Origin of the sequence: Clostridium sp. AM34-11AC (genome assembly GCF_003435375.1) — a bacterium.
GTDB classification, from domain to species: domain Bacteria; phylum Bacillota; class Clostridia; order Lachnospirales; family Lachnospiraceae; genus Pilosibacter; species Pilosibacter fragilis.
The window spans coordinates 20,005-43,802 of sequence record NZ_QWGL01000027.1; the positions used below are offsets into that span (position 1 = coordinate 20,005).

Annotated in this window: 18 protein-coding genes and 1 riboswitch; of the genes, 11 read left to right on the top strand and 7 right to left on the bottom strand. The window is 45.0% G+C overall.

Annotated features, from left to right (window positions below; all coding sequences use genetic code 11):
* Positions 1 to 36: 36 nt before the first annotated feature.
* The 6 genes from DW826_RS13830 to DW826_RS13855 all read right to left on the bottom strand — a co-directional run bounded on the left by DW826_RS13830 (position 37) and on the right by DW826_RS13855 (position 5,065).
* Positions 37 to 228: a hypothetical protein gene (locus tag DW826_RS13830; protein WP_117513277.1), complete on the bottom strand. Its 192-nt coding sequence runs from the start codon at positions 226 to 228 to the stop codon at positions 37 to 39.
* 18 nt (positions 229 to 246) lie between these two features.
* Positions 247 to 1,110, bottom strand: a complete 864-nt coding sequence (locus DW826_RS13835; protein WP_117553029.1) for a hypothetical protein — start codon at positions 1,108 to 1,110, stop codon at positions 247 to 249.
* A 119-nt stretch (positions 1,111 to 1,229) separates the two neighbouring features.
* Complete coding sequence (locus DW826_RS13840) at positions 1,230 to 2,081, bottom strand: replication initiation protein (protein ID WP_177968670.1); 852 nt, start codon at positions 2,079 to 2,081, stop codon at positions 1,230 to 1,232.
* A 78-nt stretch (positions 2,082 to 2,159) separates the two neighbouring features.
* Positions 2,160 to 3,023, bottom strand: coding sequence for a replication initiation protein (locus DW826_RS13845; protein WP_117513285.1), 864 nt, complete (start codon positions 3,021 to 3,023; stop codon positions 2,160 to 2,162).
* 72 nt (positions 3,024 to 3,095) lie between these two features.
* Positions 3,096 to 3,356, bottom strand: coding sequence for a hypothetical protein (locus tag DW826_RS13850; RefSeq protein ID WP_117513287.1), 261 nt, complete (start codon positions 3,354 to 3,356; stop codon positions 3,096 to 3,098).
* Between the two features lie 1,379 nt (positions 3,357 to 4,735).
* Entirely contained in the window at positions 4,736 to 5,065 is a 330-nt protein-coding gene (locus DW826_RS13855; RefSeq protein ID WP_117513289.1) for a hypothetical protein, read from the bottom strand.
* Positions 5,066 to 5,361: 296 nt separating this feature from the next.
* Between DW826_RS13855 and DW826_RS13865 the strand changes: the two genes are divergently transcribed.
* Positions 5,362 to 6,357, top strand: a complete 996-nt coding sequence (locus tag DW826_RS13865; RefSeq protein ID WP_117553031.1) for a hypothetical protein — start codon at positions 5,362 to 5,364, stop codon at positions 6,355 to 6,357.
* Between the two features lie 38 nt (positions 6,358 to 6,395).
* Entirely contained in the window at positions 6,396 to 6,599 is a 204-nt protein-coding gene (locus DW826_RS13870) for a helix-turn-helix domain-containing protein (RefSeq protein WP_117513295.1), read from the top strand.
* Positions 6,600 to 6,740: 141 nt separating this feature from the next.
* Here the strand turns inward: DW826_RS13870 and DW826_RS13875 are convergent, their stop codons facing one another.
* Complete coding sequence (locus tag DW826_RS13875) at positions 6,741 to 7,112, bottom strand: helix-turn-helix transcriptional regulator (protein WP_117513297.1); 372 nt, start codon at positions 7,110 to 7,112, stop codon at positions 6,741 to 6,743.
* 523 nt (positions 7,113 to 7,635) lie between these two features.
* On the opposite strand from DW826_RS13875, the gene DW826_RS13880 reads away from it, so the two are divergent.
* The 9 genes from DW826_RS13880 (at position 7,636) to DW826_RS13920 (ending at position 23,286) form a co-directional block, all read left to right on the top strand.
* Positions 7,636 to 8,325 carry a TnsA endonuclease N-terminal domain-containing protein gene (locus tag DW826_RS13880; RefSeq protein ID WP_177968669.1) on the top strand — a complete coding sequence of 230 codons (690 nt, stop codon included), beginning with the start codon at positions 7,636 to 7,638 and terminating at the stop codon, positions 8,323 to 8,325.
* On the top strand, positions 8,312 to 10,504 hold the full coding sequence (locus DW826_RS13885; protein WP_117513301.1) for a DDE-type integrase/transposase/recombinase: 2,193 nt from the start codon (positions 8,312 to 8,314) through the stop codon (positions 10,502 to 10,504). The genes DW826_RS13880 and DW826_RS13885 overlap by 14 nt, the downstream gene beginning before the upstream one ends.
* Before the next feature lie 24 nt (positions 10,505 to 10,528).
* Positions 10,529 to 12,163, top strand: coding sequence for an ATP-binding protein (locus DW826_RS13890; RefSeq protein ID WP_117513303.1), 1,635 nt, complete (start codon positions 10,529 to 10,531; stop codon positions 12,161 to 12,163).
* A gap of 41 nt (positions 12,164 to 12,204) precedes the next feature.
* Complete coding sequence (locus DW826_RS13895; RefSeq protein WP_207659893.1) at positions 12,205 to 14,247, top strand: TniQ family protein; 2,043 nt, start codon at positions 12,205 to 12,207, stop codon at positions 14,245 to 14,247.
* 68 nt (positions 14,248 to 14,315) lie between these two features.
* On the top strand, positions 14,316 to 15,116 hold the full coding sequence (locus DW826_RS13900; protein WP_117553033.1) for a metallophosphoesterase family protein: 801 nt from the start codon (positions 14,316 to 14,318) through the stop codon (positions 15,114 to 15,116).
* A 129-nt stretch (positions 15,117 to 15,245) separates the two neighbouring features.
* The gene (locus DW826_RS13905) at positions 15,246 to 17,657 is read left to right on the top strand and encodes a TniQ family protein (RefSeq protein WP_181968079.1); all 2,412 of its coding nucleotides are present in this window, start codon (positions 15,246 to 15,248) and stop codon (positions 17,655 to 17,657) included.
* A 394-nt stretch (positions 17,658 to 18,051) separates the two neighbouring features.
* Complete coding sequence (locus DW826_RS13910) at positions 18,052 to 18,810, top strand: SipW-dependent-type signal peptide-containing protein (RefSeq protein WP_181968080.1); 759 nt, start codon at positions 18,052 to 18,054, stop codon at positions 18,808 to 18,810.
* 124 nt (positions 18,811 to 18,934) lie between these two features.
* Positions 18,935 to 21,043 (top strand): TasA family protein, encoded by a 2,109-nt coding sequence (locus DW826_RS13915; protein ID WP_181968081.1) that lies wholly within the window; start codon positions 18,935 to 18,937, stop codon positions 21,041 to 21,043.
* A 1,370-nt stretch (positions 21,044 to 22,413) separates the two neighbouring features.
* The gene (locus DW826_RS13920) at positions 22,414 to 23,286 is read left to right on the top strand and encodes a PD-(D/E)XK nuclease family transposase (RefSeq protein ID WP_117553035.1); all 873 of its coding nucleotides are present in this window, start codon (positions 22,414 to 22,416) and stop codon (positions 23,284 to 23,286) included.
* A gap of 310 nt (positions 23,287 to 23,596) precedes the next feature.
* A riboswitch (glycine riboswitch) is annotated at positions 23,597 to 23,677 on the top strand.
* Positions 23,678 to 23,798 lie beyond the last annotated feature (121 nt).

Here is a 23,798-nt window from a genome sequence, read left to right on the forward strand (position 1 = left end):
TGCCTGCGCTTATTCGTTATGTATGTTTCTTTTATATTACTGTAAATCCTGTATGTAGCTCATGAGATCATCATACTGTGACGAGGACATTTCGCCATTATCATACAGTTCCTGAATGTGCTCCGCCAGAGCATCGATGTCATAATCCTCTGTGTCTCCATTCACAATATCCACAATCTGATCTTTCAGATCCTTGTATTCCTTGCAGAATATATGGCTGTCGTACATTGTGTCGCCTCCTTCTTTTTATTCGATATACATACGCGGTTTATCGGAAAAGAGCATTTTAACAAATGCTTCCTGCGGATTTCCCACATAGTAGACCGGGTGAGCCTGACAGATATCCAGCATTTTCTTTATAATTGGGAAATTTGGATCCGTGGGATCGCATCGGAAGTTTTTGTCTTGCATGATGACACGATATTCCATCTCATATGCAAGCATAACCGTGAAGGGTGTAAACTTGCCGGGTTGGAAATTTTTCAGTGTCTCGAACCGTTCCTTCCGTTCCTCTTCATTGGCCACGCACATTCCGAGATAGCAGTGATCGAAGTATCTGCAGGTTTCACAGACAAGCTGGTCGATCTGCTGATCAATAAGCTGTTCGTCGGTAGGAACCTCATACGATTCAATCTTTTCAATATTGTCAGGATTCCGCAGTCCGTAATCAATCAGTTTACCATCGCTCTTACGCATGTAACGGTAAATATCCGCTTCGAACCAGAGGCAGTCGCCGGGATTAAATAATTCAAAACCGGTTCTGTCCATCCAGACATGATCTTCCTTGCCGACAAAACCGATACCGTCACCATACATGCCGTTTACCATGATACGTTTGAAAAGTACTTTGTTTTTCTGCTGATCGAACCGTAAAATCTGGCCTTTAAAGTCAGCGGATGAGCCTGAAACGTGATAGTAGCACAACTCGAAAAATTGCCGGACCTTGTCGCAGGAACGTTTCTGTACCTCCAGATATTCATCGTAGGACTTGAAATCGCCATTCTCCACATCCTGCATGCTGTCCGGAGAGAAGTCTATCCGACCGTTCTGATATCTTTCGAGAGTGTCTTTCCCATAACATTCCTTTCGTAATTCATCCCATTTGTTCATAAATCATTCCTCCCAAATTGATAAGTGCTGCATGGCAGCCTGACATACCAATCTTTGGGTTAAGCCCATTATAATACATTTTGTGCCTGTGATAAAGAATAATAATGTTAATCCAAAAATCAGTAATCACGATAGTAATTCCAGTAGTGCTTTCGAGCACAATCTTCCTGTATTTTCTCCCAGTCGCGTAACTCCTTGTCACTCAAAAAATGCAGACCTCCATTTGGGGAGTTTAAAAGTTTTTCCTGCTCTTCATTTTCATTATCCAGCACATTATCATCTTGTGCGATCGATTTGTGAGTAAAAGTGAAGTTGATTTTCTGAACGCTGCGATTGAACGATATCTCACCAAACTGAATTTGGAGACTTGTATTCGATGAGATGGCGGCAATGGCCGGTCGGAGCTTATCCTTTTTGAGCAGCTTATACGGATAATCCGGGTTTCCAGTTAACAGCATTGCCAGCCGTGATACGGAAACAATGACGGTGGTTTTATATTGTAAACAGAAAAGGTACAGCAGTACGGACGGAAGCGTATGAAGATGAAACAAATTTCCGATATTTACGAAATAAAACTTCTGCTCCAGGCAATCATTCCAATAATGAATGAACTTATGTGAAAAATGGACAGTACACAGATTCTTGCGAATATCCGAATCGACGGAATCTATACAGACCATATCGTAATAACCGCCGAATGAGAGTGGTTGATCAGTAATCCGTTCCAAATGGGAAATAATGCGTCGGGCATGATGCGCGCGGTTATTGCTGCAGAGTGCATTGGAATCATGCCCGAACATGAAGCACAAATCTGAGAGAGGTACGGTTACTTTATCTTCACAATTTCCATCAAAGTAGTACATGAGAAACAGCAGAGTTTTCAGGCTGATTGCTGAAAGCGGCTTATTGTCCTTGAAGATTCCGTCGGATAGGACACTTTCCGGAACTTCCAAACGTAAATTGGAATGCATAATTACCTCCTGTATGCGAGAGTGATTCGTGTGCAGCATGATGCGGAATAAAACGCAATATTGAAATCCGCATCATTCTCATAATTCATCACGCGGTACATATTTCTGAGTGGCCATATCGTAAACATACTGTGCCTTCCAGTCCGTATTATATATGTTACGATTACGCCTATTGTACTGGTTACCCAGACAATGTTTCAGTTCATCTTCTGACGGAGCGGATGAAACAACGAATTTCAAGCTGCAGACTTTATGGCCGTAAAAATTTTCGTCTATGACCACCTTCAAATCAGTTAACTGGTTGATTTCCAAAATGGCAGGTATAAGGCGATCACGTTTCAGGTATTTGTACTCGTAATCTGGAGTTCCGGTTAAAAGGCTGGTTAATTCTTCAATTCCGTAATTGAAAACGTGCATGTTTTGATAACGGCAGAAGAAGGCATACAGCAGAACCGCGGAAGAGGTTGAAAGTCGATTCATGTACTTAAGCCGAACCACGGTAAAGTCCTTTGCCAGTGCCTGTCCGAAATATCTTGCAAGATCCGTGTTAAAGCGAACCTTGATAAGATCTTTGGAGTATGATATACCGACCGTCTGTATCCATACAAACGAGAGATACATGTCATATTTCTTGTCGTGGATGGTCAGCTCCTGCGTCATCAGTCCTTTAATGACAGCTCCGACCTTCCTTTTCATGTGAGAAAAATTGCAGTTTTTGTCTTTGGAGTATCCCAGTGCAAAACACAGCTCGGAAAGTGAAAGCTCTACACAATCGATTTGCCCGGGAGTTTTCTGCAGGTTTTTCCATATCAAATACATTAAACTCTTGTATTGCAGGGGAGATAAGACTTTGCTTGTCATGGTCATAATGCCGTATTTGGCGATGTCATTCATTTCGAACAGTTTAAAATCATGTGATGCTGATTGGATGTAATGATTCATTCGAATTCCTCCGTTTCACGGGCAGCATCAGCTGCCTGATTGCTGGTCTAATTATGGAGACTAAACGGAGAATTATGGTTTCGGCGGAAATTCAGATACGTATTTTTGCTCACCATACAATTCATCGGCGTTAATTTTCATTTTCAGAGTGAGAAAATCGTTGTGTTCATGGCAAATTCCTAAGTATGACGGAGATCCACTAAAGAAAAATGTGGATGAATTTATAAAATCCACATCATTTCTGAGAGGGATTTTGACTGTGAGCTGATGCTCTGACTGAAAAAAGAACCAATTTTTTCCTATGCAGGTAACATTAACCAATACACTTCCCATCACCAGTCCTCTTTTCCATAAGATGGAAGACAGCGTATGCGAATCGGTTACTGATAACCAGTACAGTTTCACATTTCAATACCTACATTGTTCCTATGGGAGCATTTTGCAGTACACTGATCTCTTTCCCGGAATGGTACGTGACTTCTGCAATGAGTTCATTGATAACCGACACATTCCCCAACACCAGTTACCACCTCTCCACAAGATGGGAAGCAGCGTATGCCATTCGGTATCTGATAACCAGTCAATTTCCGTATTCCAATACCCGGATCTGTACCCTGAGGAATATTTTTACGGTGTGCGTATGTTTTCTACGAAAGAATATACGCAATCTCTGCCGATACAGTTATTGCTAACCAATATATTTCCCAACACCAGTTACCACCTCTCCATAAGATGGGAGGCAGCGTATGCGACTCGGTTATTGATAACCGGTACAGTTTTGTATTCCAATATCCGTATCTGTGTATGTAGCGAATGATAATACATCCACTTTATAGTCGGTACCGTTACTGGTTCATTTAACAGTAGCTTGGTCGGTCTGTTCTACTCATGAGGAATCGGTTCCGTAAACTTACCGCAGTGGAGTCAATTCACGGTCTGTTCCACGATATAGTTTTTTATAACGAGATTACTTTTCTTTTTTTTCTTTTTTATGCCCGAAAAATTTTCCATGGGAAATTTTGAGATGTTTAAAAACAACTGTTTACGGCGCAGCCGCCCGTTGCCCATCCGCAAGCGTAGAGGGCGTTTCCGGGGTATCTTTACATGCACTAAGGTGAGGAAAAATACGTATATGGTGAGGAAAAATACGTATGAATATAGTACTTTTTTCCACCTTAGTACTTTTCTACACCTCAGTACTTTTCTACACCATCTCTTACAGGAAAGGTGAGCAAAAATACGTATTTTTATTGATTGGCTATCAGCTTACGTGATAATTTCTTCAGGTATTATCACGTAAGTGATATCTGAAAGCAACATATATTATCACGTATACTGATATCCAGCGGTTACTTTGTTATCACGTATATTGATATCTTGTCAGCCTGCAATTATCACGAAACTGATATTCATCGTCTCAGATCCATATGTTATCACGAAAGGTGATATATTCTTGCCAATACATTATCACATATATTGATAACTTTCCGCTGAAACAAAGTTATCATGAAAGCTGATATCCAGTAATCATCCGGTTATCACGTATACTGATATCCACGGGCCAACCGTGATTATCACGGAAGCTGATAGCTTCTATGTCGTAGTTATCATGAAGCTGATATTGCTGTACCATAAGCTATCACGAAAACTGATAACATCCGGGTAAAAAACGACCTCCCGCCGAAAAATGGCAGGAGGCTGTTAGGTTCGTGCTACTGAGAAAGATCGTCATACATGGCCAGCGCGATCAGCAACAGCGTTCGCCGTCGATTGAAATTATCAATCCGCTTGAAAAACTGCCGTCCGGTTCGCGTATGGTATTCCATTCGAAGACGCTTACAAAGTTCTGAAAAACAGTCGAGTAAATCAACCAGGTCCAAGACGCTCAAAATTCTGTCCTCATTCGGTGGAGCCGGATCAGAGACAAGGAATTGCCAGCACTCATGTATCTGCATCAGGATCTTTTCCAACTGGCTATGCAGCAGTGGAAGAGCAGTATGTAGGCGCTGCAGATTAACAGGATCATAGAAGTCGTGCATCATGATAAATCCTCCTCTTGTAAAAGCAGGCACGAAGCATTCACTCCAAATGCCTATGATTTGTACAGAAATTATGGAAATGGGTAACGTAAGGAAACATGAAAAAATAGAATGGAAAAGATCGCAAAAGATCGCGGGAAATGGATTGACACCCGACGATCGGGATATTATACTTAAAATATAAAGAAAATATTGTTACGGACACCAATAGGTGCAGTTCCTGTTTAGAGGCCATAGAATTGGCGGCAGGGGCTGTGCCTTTTTGCGTCTTTTAGGAAAAAAGAGAGGAGAAGGTGCAGATGGGAACGTTTGTGAATTTTACCGGGGATATGAGTGTGCCGGAAGAAGAGATGGAGCTTTTTAACCGGTATATGCAGAAAATCCTGGACATTGGCGGAATCATGGATCTGTCGCGTGTGGAGTTGGATTTTGATGAGATTTTCCTGCTGGAACCGGTTGATCTGTCAGATGGGGAGAAGCACAGCTTTTGCTTTAATTATTTTGAGGATTGTGTGCTGGAGACGGCTAATTATGATCCGGCGGTCTGCAAATTGGAGACAGGCAAAATCGGCAGAGGAGAATTTGGACGTGTCATGCTTGCGGCATATACCCTGTATCAGTGTATCTTACCCGATTGCGGTGATCTGGAAGTGAACGGAGAGAAAGTTGAAAGTGATTTTTCTGTTGGATGGCTCAATCACATTTTGGGGACAGGTTATACCAAATTCGGTTCCGCAGAGGCGATGCCGCCGGTGACCACCTGCAAGTTTCTGAAACGTGACGGGGCAATGGAATTTTCAAACAGCCCAGCGGAGCTGGCATTCTGGCCAAGACGTTACCTGACCGATGATGAGCGCCTTTATTGGTGGACAGAAGGTTCCGATGAGGTAAAGCTGTCTGATGAAATGGATGCCTGGCTGAAAGAGATGGCAGTAAAACATAAAGCCATATCAGAGGATATTCGCTACCGGAGAAACCCGTCAAAGGCACCGGACTTAAAGACTGTACTGGCTAAGATTGATGAGTACTATGAGCACGTGTACGCATTCTGTTCCATGTATGATGAGTTCATGGAGAATCGGCGGAAGGCTGACTATAGGGCTGCGGTTATCTTACTGTATCAGCTGCAGAAAGATGAGGCAAACCGGGCATCCGGCAGAATCATCAAGCAGCGCGGTATGTTTTGGGATCTTGGAAATCAGAATCTCATCCGCAATGATGGGCGGATGACGGTTAAGAGATTTCTGGCAGTGATGACCAACACAAAACTGCGAATGAAATATTTCCGGTTCTGACGGAAAAGTATGAAAGGTCAAGAAAGGACGGAAGGAATATGGAAAAGAAAATGGATATTGAAAGACGAGTGTACAGCGCAGAGGAGATTCAGGAAATTCTCGGAATAAAAAGGTCAGCAACATATAATTATTTGACAAAGGTTTACACGGACGGCGGGCCCTTTCTGGTGCATAAAATCGGTACCATGTACCGTGTGCCAAAGGAAGATTTTGATGCCTGGCTGTGTGGCGAAAAGAAATAAGAAATTTGAAAAGTCCCTTGAAAAAGCTGCGGATTATGCAGAAAAGTCGTTTGAAAAAGTTGTATGCGATGATTAAGAGAAGAAAAATGATATCGAAAAAGCACGCTGCCGGAGCAGATTACTGTTCCGGCAGCGGGGACTCTACTGTTGATGCCGATGAGATTGAAGGAAATCCATGGTTTTTCGCACAAACTCTTTTTCCTGCCGCGTCAGACTGAGATAAGCCTCAATCCCGTTACGGTCCATCGGCTGTAAGCGGGACTCCGGGATAATCATGCTTTGTGGAGTCGGTTCGTCATCCACACCGCAGATATACGGAAGGCTTACGTTGAAAATATAGGAAGCGGCGATAAGGGCCGTGTCACTTGGCGTACGCTTGCGGAGTTCCCACTGCTGCCAGGCACCGCGGCCTGCGCCGATGGCATCACCGGCCTGTGTTTGGGACCAGCCTTTTTCCTCCCGAAGTTTTTTGAGCCGTTTAGGGATCAGTTCATCATTGCGTTTTAATTTCATCGTATGTGTACCTCGAAGATTTTTTATCGTCAGTAATAAGAAAAGTATAACACAGTTCCGGATTCCGGGAAACTGAATTTATGAAGGAAAATCATATATCAAAATGACTGCGAAAAGCTAAAATTACACAGTCAGTACGATTGAATATGATGAATTTAGATATCCGCAACCCAAAAGCACAGTCTAGCACAGTCACAGTGTGTGATTTTGCGAAAAATATGATGAAACACACAGTCATAGTGTGTATCAACGTTAAAAACAACATTTTCAAAACAAAATGACTGCATATATGCGAGATGGTACATACATGTTGTTTAAAAAAATGAACTCTGTCTATCCGCAAAGAAAAATAAACAAAAGGGCAGTCATTATGATCATGCAATTCGTGGAAACTCAAAAAAGGCACAGTCGGTATGAGCGGATTTTTTTAAAGAAACGGAATTTTAATGTTCCATATGCTTTCCGGCGGAAAGGACACGGATCAGTATATTCCATAATTGAAACGGAGCGAGGAGGTGAGAAATTGAAACGGAAGAGTGATAAAACGAAATTGGCCGAGGGCAGATGCTTGGGAGGCGGAGATCAGTACATCGGATTTATTAAGGCGAATGAAATCGGCAGTATCGGAACATCATCGGCAGTGTATGACCCCATTGCAGGCCGGACAGTGGATACGTTATCCATGGGTGAAAAGGAATTTTTCTGGATCATGCGGTACCGGGATGACGTGGAACTGATTCAGGAACAGATGATGCTTTCTTCCGATACGGTTCGGAAAATCTGTGAAGAGCATGGATTCCGTATTCCGCGGAATCGCTTATCCACGGATTTTCTCATTACATTCCGTGACGGCAGTAGGGTCGCATACAGCGTTAAATCGGGTTCGGATGATTTTACCCCGGATTCGCCGAAGTACGGAAAGATTCTGATCCGGCAATATGTCGAGCTGGAATATTGGAAACGGTACGGCGTGGATTTTAAGATTGTCTTACGGGAAAATCTGAATAAAACCTTGGCGGCCAACATTGAACATTGTATGGCGTACTATGATTCAGCTCATGTGACGGGAACGGAAACCATGCTGAAATACCTGGTCGCGCATAAAGCTGTATCAATCCCCATGGATGGGGAAATCGTACGGTTTGCAAGTCTGGTAAGAGGTAACGAGGACCAGATTAGAGAAGCATTCAGGAGGTATCATGATGGTAGATAACGGGCAGTTGCAGATGCAGGTGGGTGACGTGGTACAGATGCCTGACGGTTTATATCGGGTTTTGGTCATGACTCCTAATTGCGGAATTTTTATCCAAATAGAAACAACCAGATTGAACATCCTGCGTTTTTCCATGGATTTCGTAAAGTATCAGATATCCATAGGCGGTATAAAAAGATCTGATTGGAAAGATGAAGAGCTTTTGGTGAAAGATCTGACGGATGAGGAAAAGGAAGAACTGAACCGGAAAGCAGTTGCGATAGAGCGTATGCTGCAGAGCTTATACCCGGAATGGGAACGAATCCAGTCGAAGGAAACAAAGCCGGAAATAAAGGAATTGATGCAGGAGCTCGGGCGCAGCAAGGCGGTTACCCATCGAAAAATACGCAACTATCTTCAATCCGGAAGAAATCCTTATTCGCTTGTGGATGGAAGAAAGGGAGAAAAAAACAGGAAGAATGAGTACAAGGTAGGAGACCCTGTCCGTGGACATGGTGATAAGACAGTTGCCAACGATGAGCATTTGGAGGAGGTTTTCCAGGACGGCTATCAGTATTTTCTGAAAGGAAAAGAGGCTGGAGTGTCGCTTAAATCGGCATACAGATATCTGGTCGGAAAGCATTACATGACACAGGAATACAATAATGGAATTCTGGTTCAGAAAATGGCTTCGCTTGAGGAAATTCCGACATATAAGCGTTTCTGGACATACTGCAATAAACAGAATGACAGGAACGGCATTACACCGTTAAAGATGAGCGCCAAGGAGCGGAGAAACAACGCAAGGCTCCTGCGCGGCAACAGCCAATCCGGCTGCTTGGGACCGGGACATATCGTTGAGGTGGACGAAGTGGAGATCGACATGATTAACGTGTCCTCACGGGACAGCAGGCAGGTGGTCGGGCGCGCAGTCATGTACCTCGCAATCGACGTTTATTCCTGCTGTATTGTAGGCTGCTGGGTCGATTACGCAAACAATAGCTTTGTTGGAATCACAAATTTACTTATGGCGCTGTTTTTTGACGGCCGTGAGCAGTATGCAAAATACGGTCTGACCGCACCGTCAGAGGTTTGTCCGATGGGATTCATTCCGCAGGAGTTGCGCACGGACCACGGTGCCGAATACACATCAGAAGATATGAGGCGTGTCGGCCGGGAAATCGGAATGAACATTGTTCTGGCGCCTCCGGCCACGGGTTCCATGAAAGGCATCGTTGAGCAGTCGTTCCATCAGTTCCAGGAGCTCGTGCGCAGCGCAGCTGGTGGAACGGGAGTCATTATGAAAACGCATGACTCGAAGCACTATGAAACGGCCTGCACCGACCTGGACGATATTCGTCGCATGGCGTATCGCTTTGTCGTTTATTTTAACCAGCACAAACGGGACGGATACCCTCTGACGAAGGAAATGATTCAGGCAGATGTTCCGCCAATCCCGGCTTCCATCTGGCAGTACGGATGTGAGTATCTGATGACACCTCGGTGGCTGACGGAGAGTACGAAAAAGACTGCATTTTTCGCACTTCTGAAAACGGACAGGAAGTTCCAGATCTCCAGGCGGGGCGTTACATACCGCGGGCTCTTTTATGAAAACGGAGAACAGTGGCTTCTGGAGAAAATGTGGAAGACAGGAAAGAAAAAAGAAGCATTACCGGGTGTGCGCTACGACCCGCGGAGCATCAATAACGTGTATTTAATGGAAGATGGTGCACTGCATGTCATCGCCCTGAACGAGATCCGGGAGGAACAGAGAACATTCAGAGACATGAGCTGGAAAGAATATGATGAGCTCTGGAAACGGAGAAAGGATACCAGCCGTAGCCTGGAGGCATATGATCTGGAACAGCAGGTCGCTGTCCAGCGTGACATGGCGGATGTCATCACAACGGCGAAAAAGCTGCAGAATGCCGGGAAAAACAGAAAGAAAAATATTCGGGAGGCCAGAAAACAGGAACAGGAAAACGGACAACTCCAGAATACGCTTGCGGAGCGCCTTACGGTAGGCGGAGAGGATGTCGTGACCGGACTGCCGGATGCGAATATCCTTCAAAAGAAGCCGGAAACGGAAAAAGAGAACGTTACGGAAAAGGTGAAAGATAAGGCACCTAAAGCAGCCGAAAAGGTACTTGAAGTGCTCCCGGACGATTTTAGCGGGATGACAAAATATTTTGGTGTGTAGAATGCAGAAAGGACGGAAAAAATCATGAAATTTGTTAAGAACATGAATCTTGATTATGTGGAACCGGCCGGCGGAAAAAATCTGTATGACGGCGTGGATCTGTCAGTGGAAGATTGTGTGGAGGCACGCTACTGGAAGCAGAACGGACATCTTGGAAATCCGGACATTTGTTCATTGCCGCGTGCAGCGGATATCACTGAACTGCTCAAACAGAACAATATCCCCATTTCCGGATATGACCCGGCAAAGGTGAAAATGGCCTCGCTGTCTGAGCGGAAACGTCAACTGATCAGTCTGAAAAAGATCCGTTATCCGATTCCGTTCCATTCGCTTATTGAATACCACTTGTCCACGGCTTTGATTTCGTCATACGCCAGCAGACGGAACGGAATAACGGCTATGGCCAGACCGATCAAAGTTGCGGGCGAGGAGATGGAGACCAATATTATTTCATATGCGAATGATATTTCTGCCAACGTACTGGGCTTCTCCATTGTCGGAACATCCGGAGTAGGCAAATCGACCGCTTTTGACCTGACATGCGCGAAGTATCCGCGGGTCATCCGCCACACCTTCCCGGATGGATTTTACACGCAGATTCCGATTATTCGTTTGACGGCATTTTCGAATTCCAACTTAACGGCATTGTTCTTATCATTCGCCAAGCAGCTTGACCGGCTGCTGGATACCGGGGAAGATCATTTGAATGTGATTTCGGGTAAGGCGAATTTAGGAAAGATTGTTTCCATCATCTGTGGGTGGATTGAACTGTATCATATTGGCGCGATTGCGATTGACGAGATCCAGTTTTTGGATTTTTCACAGAGCAGCGCGAAAAGTTTTGAGAATTTCCTGACAATCACGGCTCAGACTGGCGTTGCAATCGTGGCAATCGGAACCCCGGAAGCATGCCGGTTATGGGGAGGCATGCTGCGGATCCAGAGACGCATGGCAAGCACAATTATCCGGGCAGATTCTTACTGCAAAGACAAGAAGTTCATGAGCGAGATTATCGAGAGAATCTGGAAATACCAGTGGCTGGACGAACCGGCACCCCTGACGGAGGGAATTGAAAATAGCATGTATGAGGAAAGCTGCGGAAGCATCGATCTTCTGACAACGTTATGGATGATGATGCAGTTTGAGGTATTAAGCAATGAGGAGCAGCCGACTATTGATGAAGTGTTTGTTCATAAGGTTGCCGAGAAACACATCAAGGAAATGCGGGGGCTGTTAAAGGAATCCCTGATTGAGAATGAAGAGCGATTTCTGGAACTTCGTGAAAATATGCTGATGGATATTCAGCAGTCAGCCCTGGCGGATGAGGAAAGAAAAGTCGTGGAAGCATTCCGCCGGGAAGCGAAGGAAAATATTGATAATCATTATGACCGCGACATGATTCTTTCTCAGATGATGGGATCCATTTCAGATTGTTATCCGGAATATTCGGAGCTTCAGATTCGGAAAGCCTTTGCAAAAGCGGAGCAGGAAGACAGTTTCAAAAAGGCAGCCAAGGGAGAACGTGTTCAGAAGGTTCTTGCCGTATTAAAAAAGGTCGGAAAAGGAAAAAAGCGGACGACGGGAGTAAAACAGACAGAGACGGATGAAGGAAAAATGAAAGGAATTGAGCGTGAACTGATGAACTGCATCGCGAAGTGAAAGGAGCCTGTACCATGATCATGCCCGTATGTATGAGACCTATGCCTGATGAATTACTGTATGGGTGGCTGTCAAGGCTGTCACTGGAAAACAGATATTCTTCACTCACGGAATTTGGAAAACGGTTCCTCACCGAAAGAACCGCACTTCAGCCGCCGGAAAGGATATCTTGGTATCCACGGGTGGATTTCATCCGGGATTTGGACCGGGTCTGTGAGGAATACAAGGAGATTGGTTGCTTCCCAACAGCGGATGAAATGCTTCGGAAGATGACTCCGCTGTATACCGTTTTCCCGTTTCTTACATACGGGAACCAGTCCTGGTGGACACAGTTCATCCTGAGAGAACCAGGCACTGCCCTGACCGGGACGGGAAACCGGGGCAACATGATCTCTGAGTTCCTGTCGTGCCCAGAATGCAGGCGGCAGGATCATGAAAAGTATGGTTTTTCTTATCTGCGCACTTGGCACCATCTGCCGGGCGTGCGGGTGTGCGCTGTTCACAAGGTTCCGCTGCAGATCCTGGAATACAAAAAGCAGAAGGTTCTGGACCTGGATGAGGACGGAATCATCCTGTCGGAAAAAGAATTGGTCGGGGATTTAGAAACGGAATGGGGGATCAGTTCCTTTGCAAAAAAATTATATGAGAAACCTCTGTTTTTTGATCTTCGTGGGTTGCAGGCTTTACTTTCAGAACGTATGGAAGAATTGGACATCAGGAAGAAAATTGCGGAAGCCGTGAAATCAGCCGGATTTCTTCCTTACCTGAACGCCGAATGCGAAAAAAGGGTACAGAAAATGCTGATGGAACCGCGGAACGGAATGGATGAAATCATGGCATTCTCGGCATTCCTGTTTGGCGAATATTCCGTTCTGGAAGAAAAAGCACAGCGCTTTCTGGGCGAACTGGAGGAGCCGTTTGCGGACGTAATCCACGGACGGTTCCAATTACTGTCCGGATTCGGCAGACTTGTGCATCTGAAATGCGTAACCTGCGGAAAGGGATTCCATATCCACCCGTATTCACTCGGTCTGGGCTGCGGATGTCCTTTTTGCGAAACAAGGATGTCATTGCAGCAGCGAATCAACCGGAGACTTTCTTTTCTCGGAGACGGAAATTACGAACTGGCGGAGGATGTCAACGAAGAAGCCATGGGAGAGCGGGTCAGCATCCTCCATAAAACCTGCGGAAACGTCCGGAAGACCCGCCTCATGGAAACACTCTGGATGCAGAAGAAATGCGACTGCGAGACAAAAGTAAGTTTTTCGGATGCGGCGGAACGTGTTCGCGCTGCATCCACAGATTTTACACTGATTCGGTATATCGGAGGGAAAAAGGACCACATCGTCCGGTTAAAACATAAAGTTTGCGGTCAGACCTTTGATTGGGAGCTCGGGCGCTTTCAGAAAAGACCGACCTGCATGGTATGTGAAAGACGCCGTGCTCCAAGAGAATCAGTAGAAGACTTCATAAAAAGGATGAGTGATCTGGTCGGCGATGAATACGAGCTGGCAAGCGGGTTCACGGATTTGAGGAGTCGGATTCTGGTCAGACACCGGGCGTGCGGAACCGTTACCGAGATGATTCCAAATGATTTTCTCCGCGGCAGAAGATGCAACTTATGCCACAAAGTAATCAGACGGGCGGAACTGGAAGCGGAACTGGAATCATGTACCGGAGGGTACTACCGGATCACGGGAATGAAAAACGTCAGATACGCTATCGAGGGTGAAAACGGAGAGAGATTCTTTCGGGATCCAGGATACATCATGCAGGAATTGTCCAGACCGACAGAATCAAAGCTTTTTACGCACCGAGTGGCAAAACCGAAGCCTGCACCAAGAAAAGAAGCGTTGATTTATTTATCCGCAAAAGAAATCTGCCGACAGAAGGGATTCTGGAGCCCCAGGGACTCGGCTGACATACTGCTGCTGAAGCAGGTACAGGATCTTATGCGCTGGTTGGTTCGAAACAGTTATTTAGAGCGGATAGGCTACGGTAAATATGTCCTGTCAGAAAAGAAGCTTTCGGGAGAGCACAGCGATGAAAATCAAACTGCCGATGACGGGACTGTACAGGAGTAAGACCCAATGGTATGATAATGGTAGACTCCTTGGGGATTGGAATAGAATTATACAAAAAGGAGAAAAAAATGGGAAGAATTTACGTTACTGGAGATATTCACTCGGAGCCGGATCGGTTTAATACGGAAAATTTTCCGGAACAGAAAGAAATGACCCGGGATGATTATGTTATTATCTGCGGTGATTTTGGGCTGGTATGGTCGGAGGATCGGGAAAGTAAGAGAGAGACCTGGTGGCTCGACTGGCTGGAAAACAAAACATACACCACCCTTTTCGTGGACGGGAATCATGAAAACTTTACCAGACTCAACTCACTTCCAATAGAAGAGTGGCACGGTGGCCGCGTTCATAAAATTCGGGAACACGTCATCCATTTGATGCGGGGTGAGATGTTCGATTTGGATGGGAAAATGATCTTTACTTTTGGCGGCGCACGTTCTCATGACATTGATGGTTTTGCCACAAACAGTGCTTTAAAGAAAGATTATACGGCGGGAATTTTGCAGCCGGATGATCCGCTGATTTACGAAAAATTAAAAATATTGCGAACAACAAATTGCTGTGCCAGAATCGAAGAGGTGAGCTGGTGGCGGTCAGAAATGCCGACCCGATTGGAAATGCTGCATGGACTGGAAACGTTGAAAGCTCACAATTGGAAAACGGATTTTATCTTTTCCCATGACGGACCGTCTTCCAGCCTGGAGATTCTGGGAGGCGGACTTTTGTCTCCAGATCCGCTGAATCAATATCTGGAAAAAGTGAAAAAGAAGACTTCATACAATAAATGGTTTTTCGGTCATCATCATGTGGACCGTCAAATCACGGAAAAAGACTCCGTGATTTATGAGCAGATCACAAGAATCTGCTAAACTCAAAAAGTTAATAATATCTGCTTGGAACCCCGGAGGAATGAGCCTTCCGGGGCTTTCTTTTTGCGGTAACAGGGGGCTTTTCTTCCATAATTTATGCAAAGAAGTTATGGAAAGGAAGTGCTATTTATGCTTATGCCGACATGCCTGAAACCTTATCCCGGTGAACTGCTGTACGGCTGGATTGTACGGTTATTCAGGGTCAATATGTACGATTCCATTGAGAAATTCTGTGCAGCTTATATCCCGTATGAAGATCGAAAATTTAAAATGGGGAAACCGGTTCCCGTTCGTCTGGATTACCGATTCAATCTGGACCATATATGCTCGGAGAACGAAGAATTCGAATGTTTCCCGGATGTCAGGAGCATGATTGCGGAAATGACACCGCTCACAGCCCTGTTTCCGTTTATGACCAGGGGATATCAGGCGGAATGTATGGAAATTCTGCTCCGGGAACATAGCGGCTGCAAACTGGATATCCCCGTAATGGACAGTGACATCACTGAGTTGCACGTATGCCCGGACTGCGCGCGGGAGGATATTGCCGCATATGAAAGACCGTATCTTCATACCGTCCATCATTTGCCTGGCGTTCGGATGTGTCCGAAACATCACCGGGTACTGATGCGTGTACAGATAGAACCGGACGATTGGGAACGCGGACTTGATGACGGGTCCATGGTTCCGGTGGAGCTTAGAGCAGATGAAACAACGGAACAGCGTATCAGTGAGTTTATGCGGAAATTATATGAGTGCCCGCCGGATCTGGATCTGAATGGCTTACAGGCGATGATTCTGGCGCGCATGGGAGAAGGCGGATATCCACTGGAGTCACCGTACGGAAATCTTGCGGATGATCTTTGGACTGCCGGATATGCCGGTCTGTTCGCCGGTAAAACGGATGTGCGTGTGTTCAAGGTTCTGTCACAGAAGAAAATTGTACCGGAAGACGCGATTGCACTGTTGTTATTCCTGTTCCATGATTACGAGGATTTTCAGAAGGCGGCATTGAAGGTACAGACGGATGATACGGGAACGCTTGCCGAGCTTTTCCCGGGATACATCGTGCATTCCGTGGATCACTGGATTGCAGAACTGGAGTGTCGGAAATGCGGGGAGCGGTTCCATATCCATCCTTATGCTCTTTTCCTTGGTGCCGGATGTCCAAAATGTGACCGGGAAGCGGATCCGGATGAGGTGTTTCAGCGCCAGCTTCATATGATTGGGGACGGTACCTACGAACTGGAGGAACACTTCCCGGGATATGGAAGACCCGTAAAGATCCGACATAAGACCTGTGGCAAGGAACGTAATGTGAACGCCACGGAGCTGATATGGATGGAGAAACGTTGTTACTGTGAAACATATCTCAGACAGGAAGAACTGCAGGCAAGGATCGACAGGGCCGCGCATGCGGAAAATACATACACGTTGGTGAAATACCGGGGCGGTAAGGGAATCGGACAGTTCGTGACGCTCCGGCATGAGGAATGCGGAGGCGAATTCACAGTATCTCTTCGGGAATTTGAACGGGCACCGTTCTGTCGTTGCTGCAGGAGCGGTCAGGCGGTCGTTGACCGCTTCGGAGAGAGATTTCATGAACTCATGGGCGATGAGTATGAAATGGTCACTCCCTATCAGGGACTGTCAAAGATGATGACGGTACGCCACCGCACCTGCGGAACAACAACCGAAGGATATGCCCTCAGCTTTCTGAACGGCAAGCGGTGTGCCCTGTGTACGCCGATCATACCGAAGGAAGACATGAGAGGATATGTGACGGAGTGTACCGGCGGGGAATATCGTGTGAGCAGCATTGAACGGAACACGATAACGGTATGCGGCCCGGACGGAAAGGAACTGACGAACTCGGTACAGTTTTTTATACAGGAGCTTTCGCTCGGCGAGAAATCCTCCGTGTTTAATCACGTGGTCAAAAAACCGGAAATTCCCCTGCGGGATGCCGCGGTTTTGTATTTCAAGGCGAAGGAAGTCTGCGGAAAATATGGAGTCTGGATACCGGAAGAAACGGACGCCGCCATGGAGTTTGCAAAGATTCAGTATCTGTCACGTCAGCTGCTTGCCGAAGGGCACCTGTTCCGGAAATGTCCGGGCGTATTCTCCGTGGATCTGGATGTTCCCGATGAGACTGCAATCCGGGAGATTTACCTGGAGCGTCGCGGGGAACATATCGGGGCTTATTACCATGAATCCGCCGCGTACCATGCCGGTATTCTGGATAAGAAACCGGAAACGGAATACATTCTGTGTAATGACGTGAAAACGGATGACTTCAGGAATCAGAAGGTGGGAAATACAAAGTTCAAAACCAGAGCGGCATATGCGGAAATCAATAACCGGAATTACAGGGCAATCGAGGGGATCAATCTGCTGATGTTTTCCGGCAAGCACCCGGAATATAAAAAACAGGTAGAAGACTGGCTTCTGGAGAACCGCGTGTATGTTGCAGATATGGAGCCGTATTTCCAGTATTATCCGAATATGATCAAAAAGATTGTCAAGGGACTTTTTAAATAGGAAGAACCCTTGAAAATTCCCCTATCTCTACAGGTAACGAAATAAGTTGGCTAAATGAAAAACAATCGTGTTCCATTTTTTTGTTTCCTGACCAATTCTGCGTAAATTTCTTCCATAATTCCTATATCAAACAGGAAAGGAGAAAGCCTAAGTAGAGAGGCAGTTCACATAAGAAGAAAAGTAAAATTGTAAGGTGTGGCATTAAAACCAATTTCTTCCATAATTTTTCTGTCAAAAAATCATATGATGAAATAACCAATAAGATTGGGTATGTCACATCAAACGAGAGCCTGTTCCCTGGTGGGAATGGGTTCTTTTTACGTTTTGCTAATTTATGCAGTAATTCTTCCATAATTGTTCCGCAAGAAAATTTATGGAAGGAGGTTTTCTTTTTATGAGGAAATCAAAGAAGCAGATGGTCATGGCAGCAGCAGCCTGTGCCATGATGGGAGTAATGGCCATCGGAGGAACCATGGCGTATTTAACTGACAGTGAGACCGCAACCAACACTTTTACCATTGGTCAGGTAAAGATTGATCTGGAAGAGCCGGAGTATGCAAAACTGACGGAAACCCAGAAGCAGCACCTGGTACCGAACCAGATCGTGGCAAAGGACCCGCAGGTGGAGAATACCGGTGTCAACGATGCAATCGTATTCTTAAAGGTTGAGATGCCGAAGAAGGCCGTAATTGTGGCAGAGAAAGACGGCACAAGAAAGACCACTGCGGTGACCGAGCTCTTTACCATGCTGAATACCGATATCGATCCGGCAACTGACGGCAGTACCGCTGGAAAGAACTGGGTAGAGCTTCAGGGCGATGATACCGGTGCTGATACAAATGTACATGTTTATGCTTACAAGGAGAAACTGGCAAAGGATGCCAAGACCACGGCACTGTTTGACAGTATCCAGCTGCAGAACGTCATCGAGGGACAGATCGATACCAATACCGAAAATATCAAGGTGACCGCTTACGCGATCCAGGCAGCCGAGGTGCTGGAGGGCGAGGATACCGACCTGACCGATACCCTGACCAAAGAGAATCTGCAGAAGATCTATGATATCTACGGCAAGCAGAACAACGGTCAGACCGTCCCGGAAGCAAATACCAATAACAGCAAGAACCTGGAAGGCAATGACCTGTCAGTCTGATCATATTTTCATAAAACAAGAGCCTGTTCCTTATCGGAGCAGGTTCTTTTGCGTTCCACCAATTCTGGGTGCAAATTTTCCATAATTATACCGACAAAAAAATATGGAAGGAGGTTTTCTTTTTATGAGGAAATCAAAGAAGCAGCTGCTTCGGACACTGATTGCCTGTGGTCTGGTGGTTTCCGTGGCAGCAGGCGGCACCGTGGCCTATCTGACCGATGCCGAGACAGCCACCAACACGTTCACGGTCGGCAAGGTCAAGATCGACCTGGAGGAACCCAGCTATCCCGGAAATGACAGTGACGAGGTCAAAAACATCATCCCGAACCAGGAGATCGTGAAGGATCCGCAGATTGAAAATACCGGCAATAATGATGCTCTGGTATTTATACGGGTGGAGATACCACAGGAAACGTTTACCGACGAGGATGACGGCATAGGAGAGCAGAAGAAGCAGGATCTGTTCCGATTAAAAGGCGTCAGTGACCAGTGGGAACTGCTGCGGACGGAAACAGTGGCCGGGGAAGACGGGAAAGCAAAAACATCCTATGTGTACGGTTACAAAAAGACCCTGGGGAAAGACGCAACCACGGACAAGCTGTTCCAGAAGGTACAGATGAAAAATGCTGTGGAATCCGATTTGAGCGGAAACGTGGAAGATATCATTGTGACCGCCTGCGCCATTCAGGCAACCGATATCCCGGATGTGAACCTGACACCTGGCAGTGATGGAAATCTGAGTAAGGATGCTCTGGATCAGGTATACACCATCTTCCTGAACCAGTCCGGGAACAAGACAAGCCGACCGGCAGATGAAGGTGACCGGAACCAGTCAGGAAAACTCGGTAAGATCAGCTATGAACTGGATGGAGGCACCCTGGCAGCCGGAACACTGACGGAGTATGGAAGCGCTGATTATGGATACACGCCGCCAGCTCCAGCGAAGAAAAACTATACTTTTACGGGATGGGAACCGGAGAACATTCCGGCCGGCAGCACGGGAACCGTAACAATGACTGCGAAGTGGACTGCAGATGTGCTTGGTAGCATTTCGTACAATCTGGATGGCGGCAACATAAGCGGAGAAAAGGCTTCCTATACAGCGGATGATTACGGATATATTCCTCCAACACCGACAAAAACTGGATATAAGTTCACGGGATGGAGTCCGGCAAAAATACAGACTGACAGTACAGGAAATGTGACTTTTGCAGCATCATGGGAAGAAGAAACAGCCACCACTCTGGATGGCGAAACATTAAATGCCAGAATGAAAGTATTGGCTGGAAAGAAAAATGCAGACTGTTATGAGGTAGATACCAAAATTACAGCAATCCAACATTCTATCCAAGAACCTTCAGATGAGATAAAAACAAATCCTACTTCATTGGTATCTACAGAAGATTCCGAAGTTCCAGTATATATGTGGTTCGAGGATGGAACAATTAAGTGGTGGTCAGCAGCAAATTCAGTTGTAGCAAATTCAAATCTAAATTATTTATGTCATTACATGACAAACCTTATCGACATCAGTGGGTTATCAGATTTGGATACTAAAGACGTAACAAGCATGCGATCCACATTCTCTGCCTGTAACAATCTAACTGATTTAACAGCATTAAAACGTTGGGATACTAGAAATTTGATAGATGTCAGTTGTATATTTTCCCGTTGTACCAGCCTTTCTGATTTAACCCCACTAGCCAGCTGGAATACAAACAACATTACCAATATGGGAGATATGTTCAAAGAATGCATTAATCTTTTGAACTTAAATCCGTTAACAAATTGGAATACAAGCAATGTTACCAGTATGAATAACATGTTCTTTCAATGTGCCAGTCTTGCAAGTTTAACACCAATAGCTAACTGGGATACTGATAACCTCACAACAATGTCTGATATGTTTTATGAGTGTACCAGTCTCGTAAATCTGACGCCATTAACAAATTGGAATACAGAAAAAGTTGTGAATATGAATGGAATATTTAATAGGTGTAGTAGTATCGTTGATTTGAGTCCACTCGCAAGTTGGAATACTGGTAATGTAACAACTATGAGATATATGTTTAGTGGTTGTACGAAGTTGGCAAATCCTTCCGCCATCAACAATTGGGATATCTCAAGTGTCACTGCGTTTAAATACATGTTCCAGAACTGCCCATCGCACCCGATCTTCACCAAGCGAGCAGGTACCTGGGATAGCAAGGGCACCTTCACCCCAACAACCTGATCTAATTCTACAATCCTGCGGTGGTTGGCCGCAGGATTTTTTTTCTTCACTTTACCTCCAGGTGTTTACGAAATAAAAGGAAAATTCGCACCATTCCTCAATACGCTTGTTTAGGATATAAAAGGAAAAAACTCACCGACATGAAACTTGCTTGTTTAGGAAATAAAAGGAAAACGCATTCTGCTTGTTTAAGAAATAAAAGGAAAAAACAGGATGCAGGAAAAATCGCTTGTTTGCGATATAAAAGGAAAAAACGTACAGAAAAACAAGGGAAAAGAGGGGAGTATGTTTGCGAAATAAAAGGAAAGAAACAAAAATTGTTTAATTCCTTTTATTTCGCGAACATTCCCTCTAATCACGAACAAGGGATAAAATAAGCGTGAAAAATTCCTTTTATATCACGAACAGAAAGGGAAAAACCTGCAAATGGTTTTTCCCTTTTATCGCGAATAAGAGAGAAAAACTTGAAATCTGTGTTTTCCCATCTATCGCGAACAAGGCTGATAAAGTGTTTTCCTTTTATTTCTCAAACATCTGATTATCTAAAAATACCCTCTTGCAATTTAAAAAACTTGATGATATAGTGGCGGCAACGGTTTGGCGAATGCTGAAATGAACGGAATACCGGTACCGGAATTATGATAAAGCGCTTTATGATTTCAGGCAGGAACGTCTGAGCGAAAATTTCACTGAAAACGTTACATATTAAAACTTACTTTTTAAAATCGCTCCATTTTGGATATTTCAAAATTTGTGAACCAAAGTGGGTTACAAAAATGGAATGGATTGGGTTACAAGAATTCCAAAAACCGTTATCCGCAAAATAGGTTAACATCAGTAGAATGCATTTTGGATATGTCCCCCAAAAACATCCAAAATGGAAAATGTATATCTTTATACAATCACAGAATTTACTCACTTGTTTGTAGATATAAAACACATGAGGCCAGTCACGGAAGTTCCCGTGGCTGACCTCACATTTTGGTTCAATGAGGGTTCCATCTACCTGTAGCTGTCAGGATTTTGATGTCTTTTGACACAGTACAAAAGACATACCGATAATGTTACATATAAATGAGAAATTGAGGGGATAAAAAGAAGCTTAAAATTCCTCTGCACCGAAAAATCGCAGTTGGGAACCATGATCCATATCCATACTTATAATAGGTTGATGCAAGGCATAGAGTAATGGTGAAATATCGAAGGAAATCTTGCGACGCTGTTTCAAGTGTGGTAAGATAATACTATACATTATTAGTTCCAAAAAGTTGATAAGTGGGCATTGCCCCGAGATCGATATGATCAGGGGATGCCTACAGAAGGGCTTTCCCTGTTTATATAAAATATCACAGAGAAAGTGAGGAAGATGCATGGATTTTGAAAAGAAACATCAGGAAGATCTGCAAAGACTCAGAGGTTTCCGCTTATTGGATGATGACTTCATGACGAAAGTATTTGAAGATATCCAGTGTGCGGAACTGTTGCTTCGGATCATCCTGAACGATGAAGGCATCCACGTTCTGGAAGTACACAGTCAGCGTGGCATCAAGAACTTACAGGGCCGGTCCGTAAGACTGGACATTCTTGCTATCGATAGTCATGGCCGTGTATTTAATGTAGAGGTTCAGCGGAGTGACAAAGGTGCTGGCGCGAAGAGGGCCCGATACAACAGCGCATTGATTGATGCGAATGTCACCGAACCAGGTGATTTGTATGAGGCTCTGAATGAGACTTTCGTAATCTTCATTACAGAAAATGATGTTATGAAAGCAGATCTCCCAATCTATCATATTGATAGGGTTGTAAAGGAAACTGGGAAATTGTTTAAGGATGAGGCGCATATCATATATGTGAATTCCCAGATTAAGGATGAAACGAAACTTGGGCGATTAATGCATGATTTCAGTTGCACAAACGCAAAGGATATGCATAACAAGGTCCTTGCAGACCGCGTCCGGTATTTTAAGGAAGATGAGAGAGGAGTGGCGATTATGTGTCGTGAAATGGAAATTATGAGAAATCTGGCACATGAGGAAGGTGTTGAAATAGGCATCAAAAAAGGTAGAATGCTGCAGTTGATTAAGCAGGTTTGCGCCAAGATGCAGAAGTTTTCTTCAGCAGAGGAAATTGCAAATGATCTTGTTGAGCAGGACGTGCCGTTGATCCAGAAAATTATGGATGTAGCCCCGAACTTTGGTCCGGATTACAACGTTGATGCTATTTATAAGGCATTAAACTTGTAGAGCTGCCGAAACTCTCCTTGTGGAGAAACATTACAGCAAAAGATATTTCCCCAAGAGCTTCCCTGAGAGGAGGCTCTTTTTTGATGCCAGCACCAACTTTTGCGACACATACCCTGCTGGCTGTCAAAAATTTTACAGCCAAAATGGGGCGATATTGGAAAAATTCATTTTGGAAAATTGGAGAAAATTTGAGGTAAGATTTGACGGCCTATTTTGGATTTTGGAAAAAATTTAGGAAATGTACAAAATAGCGGCAAATCCGCATGGATAAAGGATTTGCGATAATTTTCTATTTTGGAAATAAAAAAGTAGTTTTGTTTTGGGAGAGATCGCTCAGGCGATGCCGAAGGGGAACGCAGAAGCTCCCAGGCAAAAGGACCGGTTTCGGACGACGCTCCGAAAAGGCCGGGCGGCAGCGCCCGACCACCGAAGGTGCAACCTCCCAAAGCGGAGGGAATCTCTCAGGTAACTCAACGGGGGCACAAAACCGTAAAGGGCGGTTTTGTGCCCTT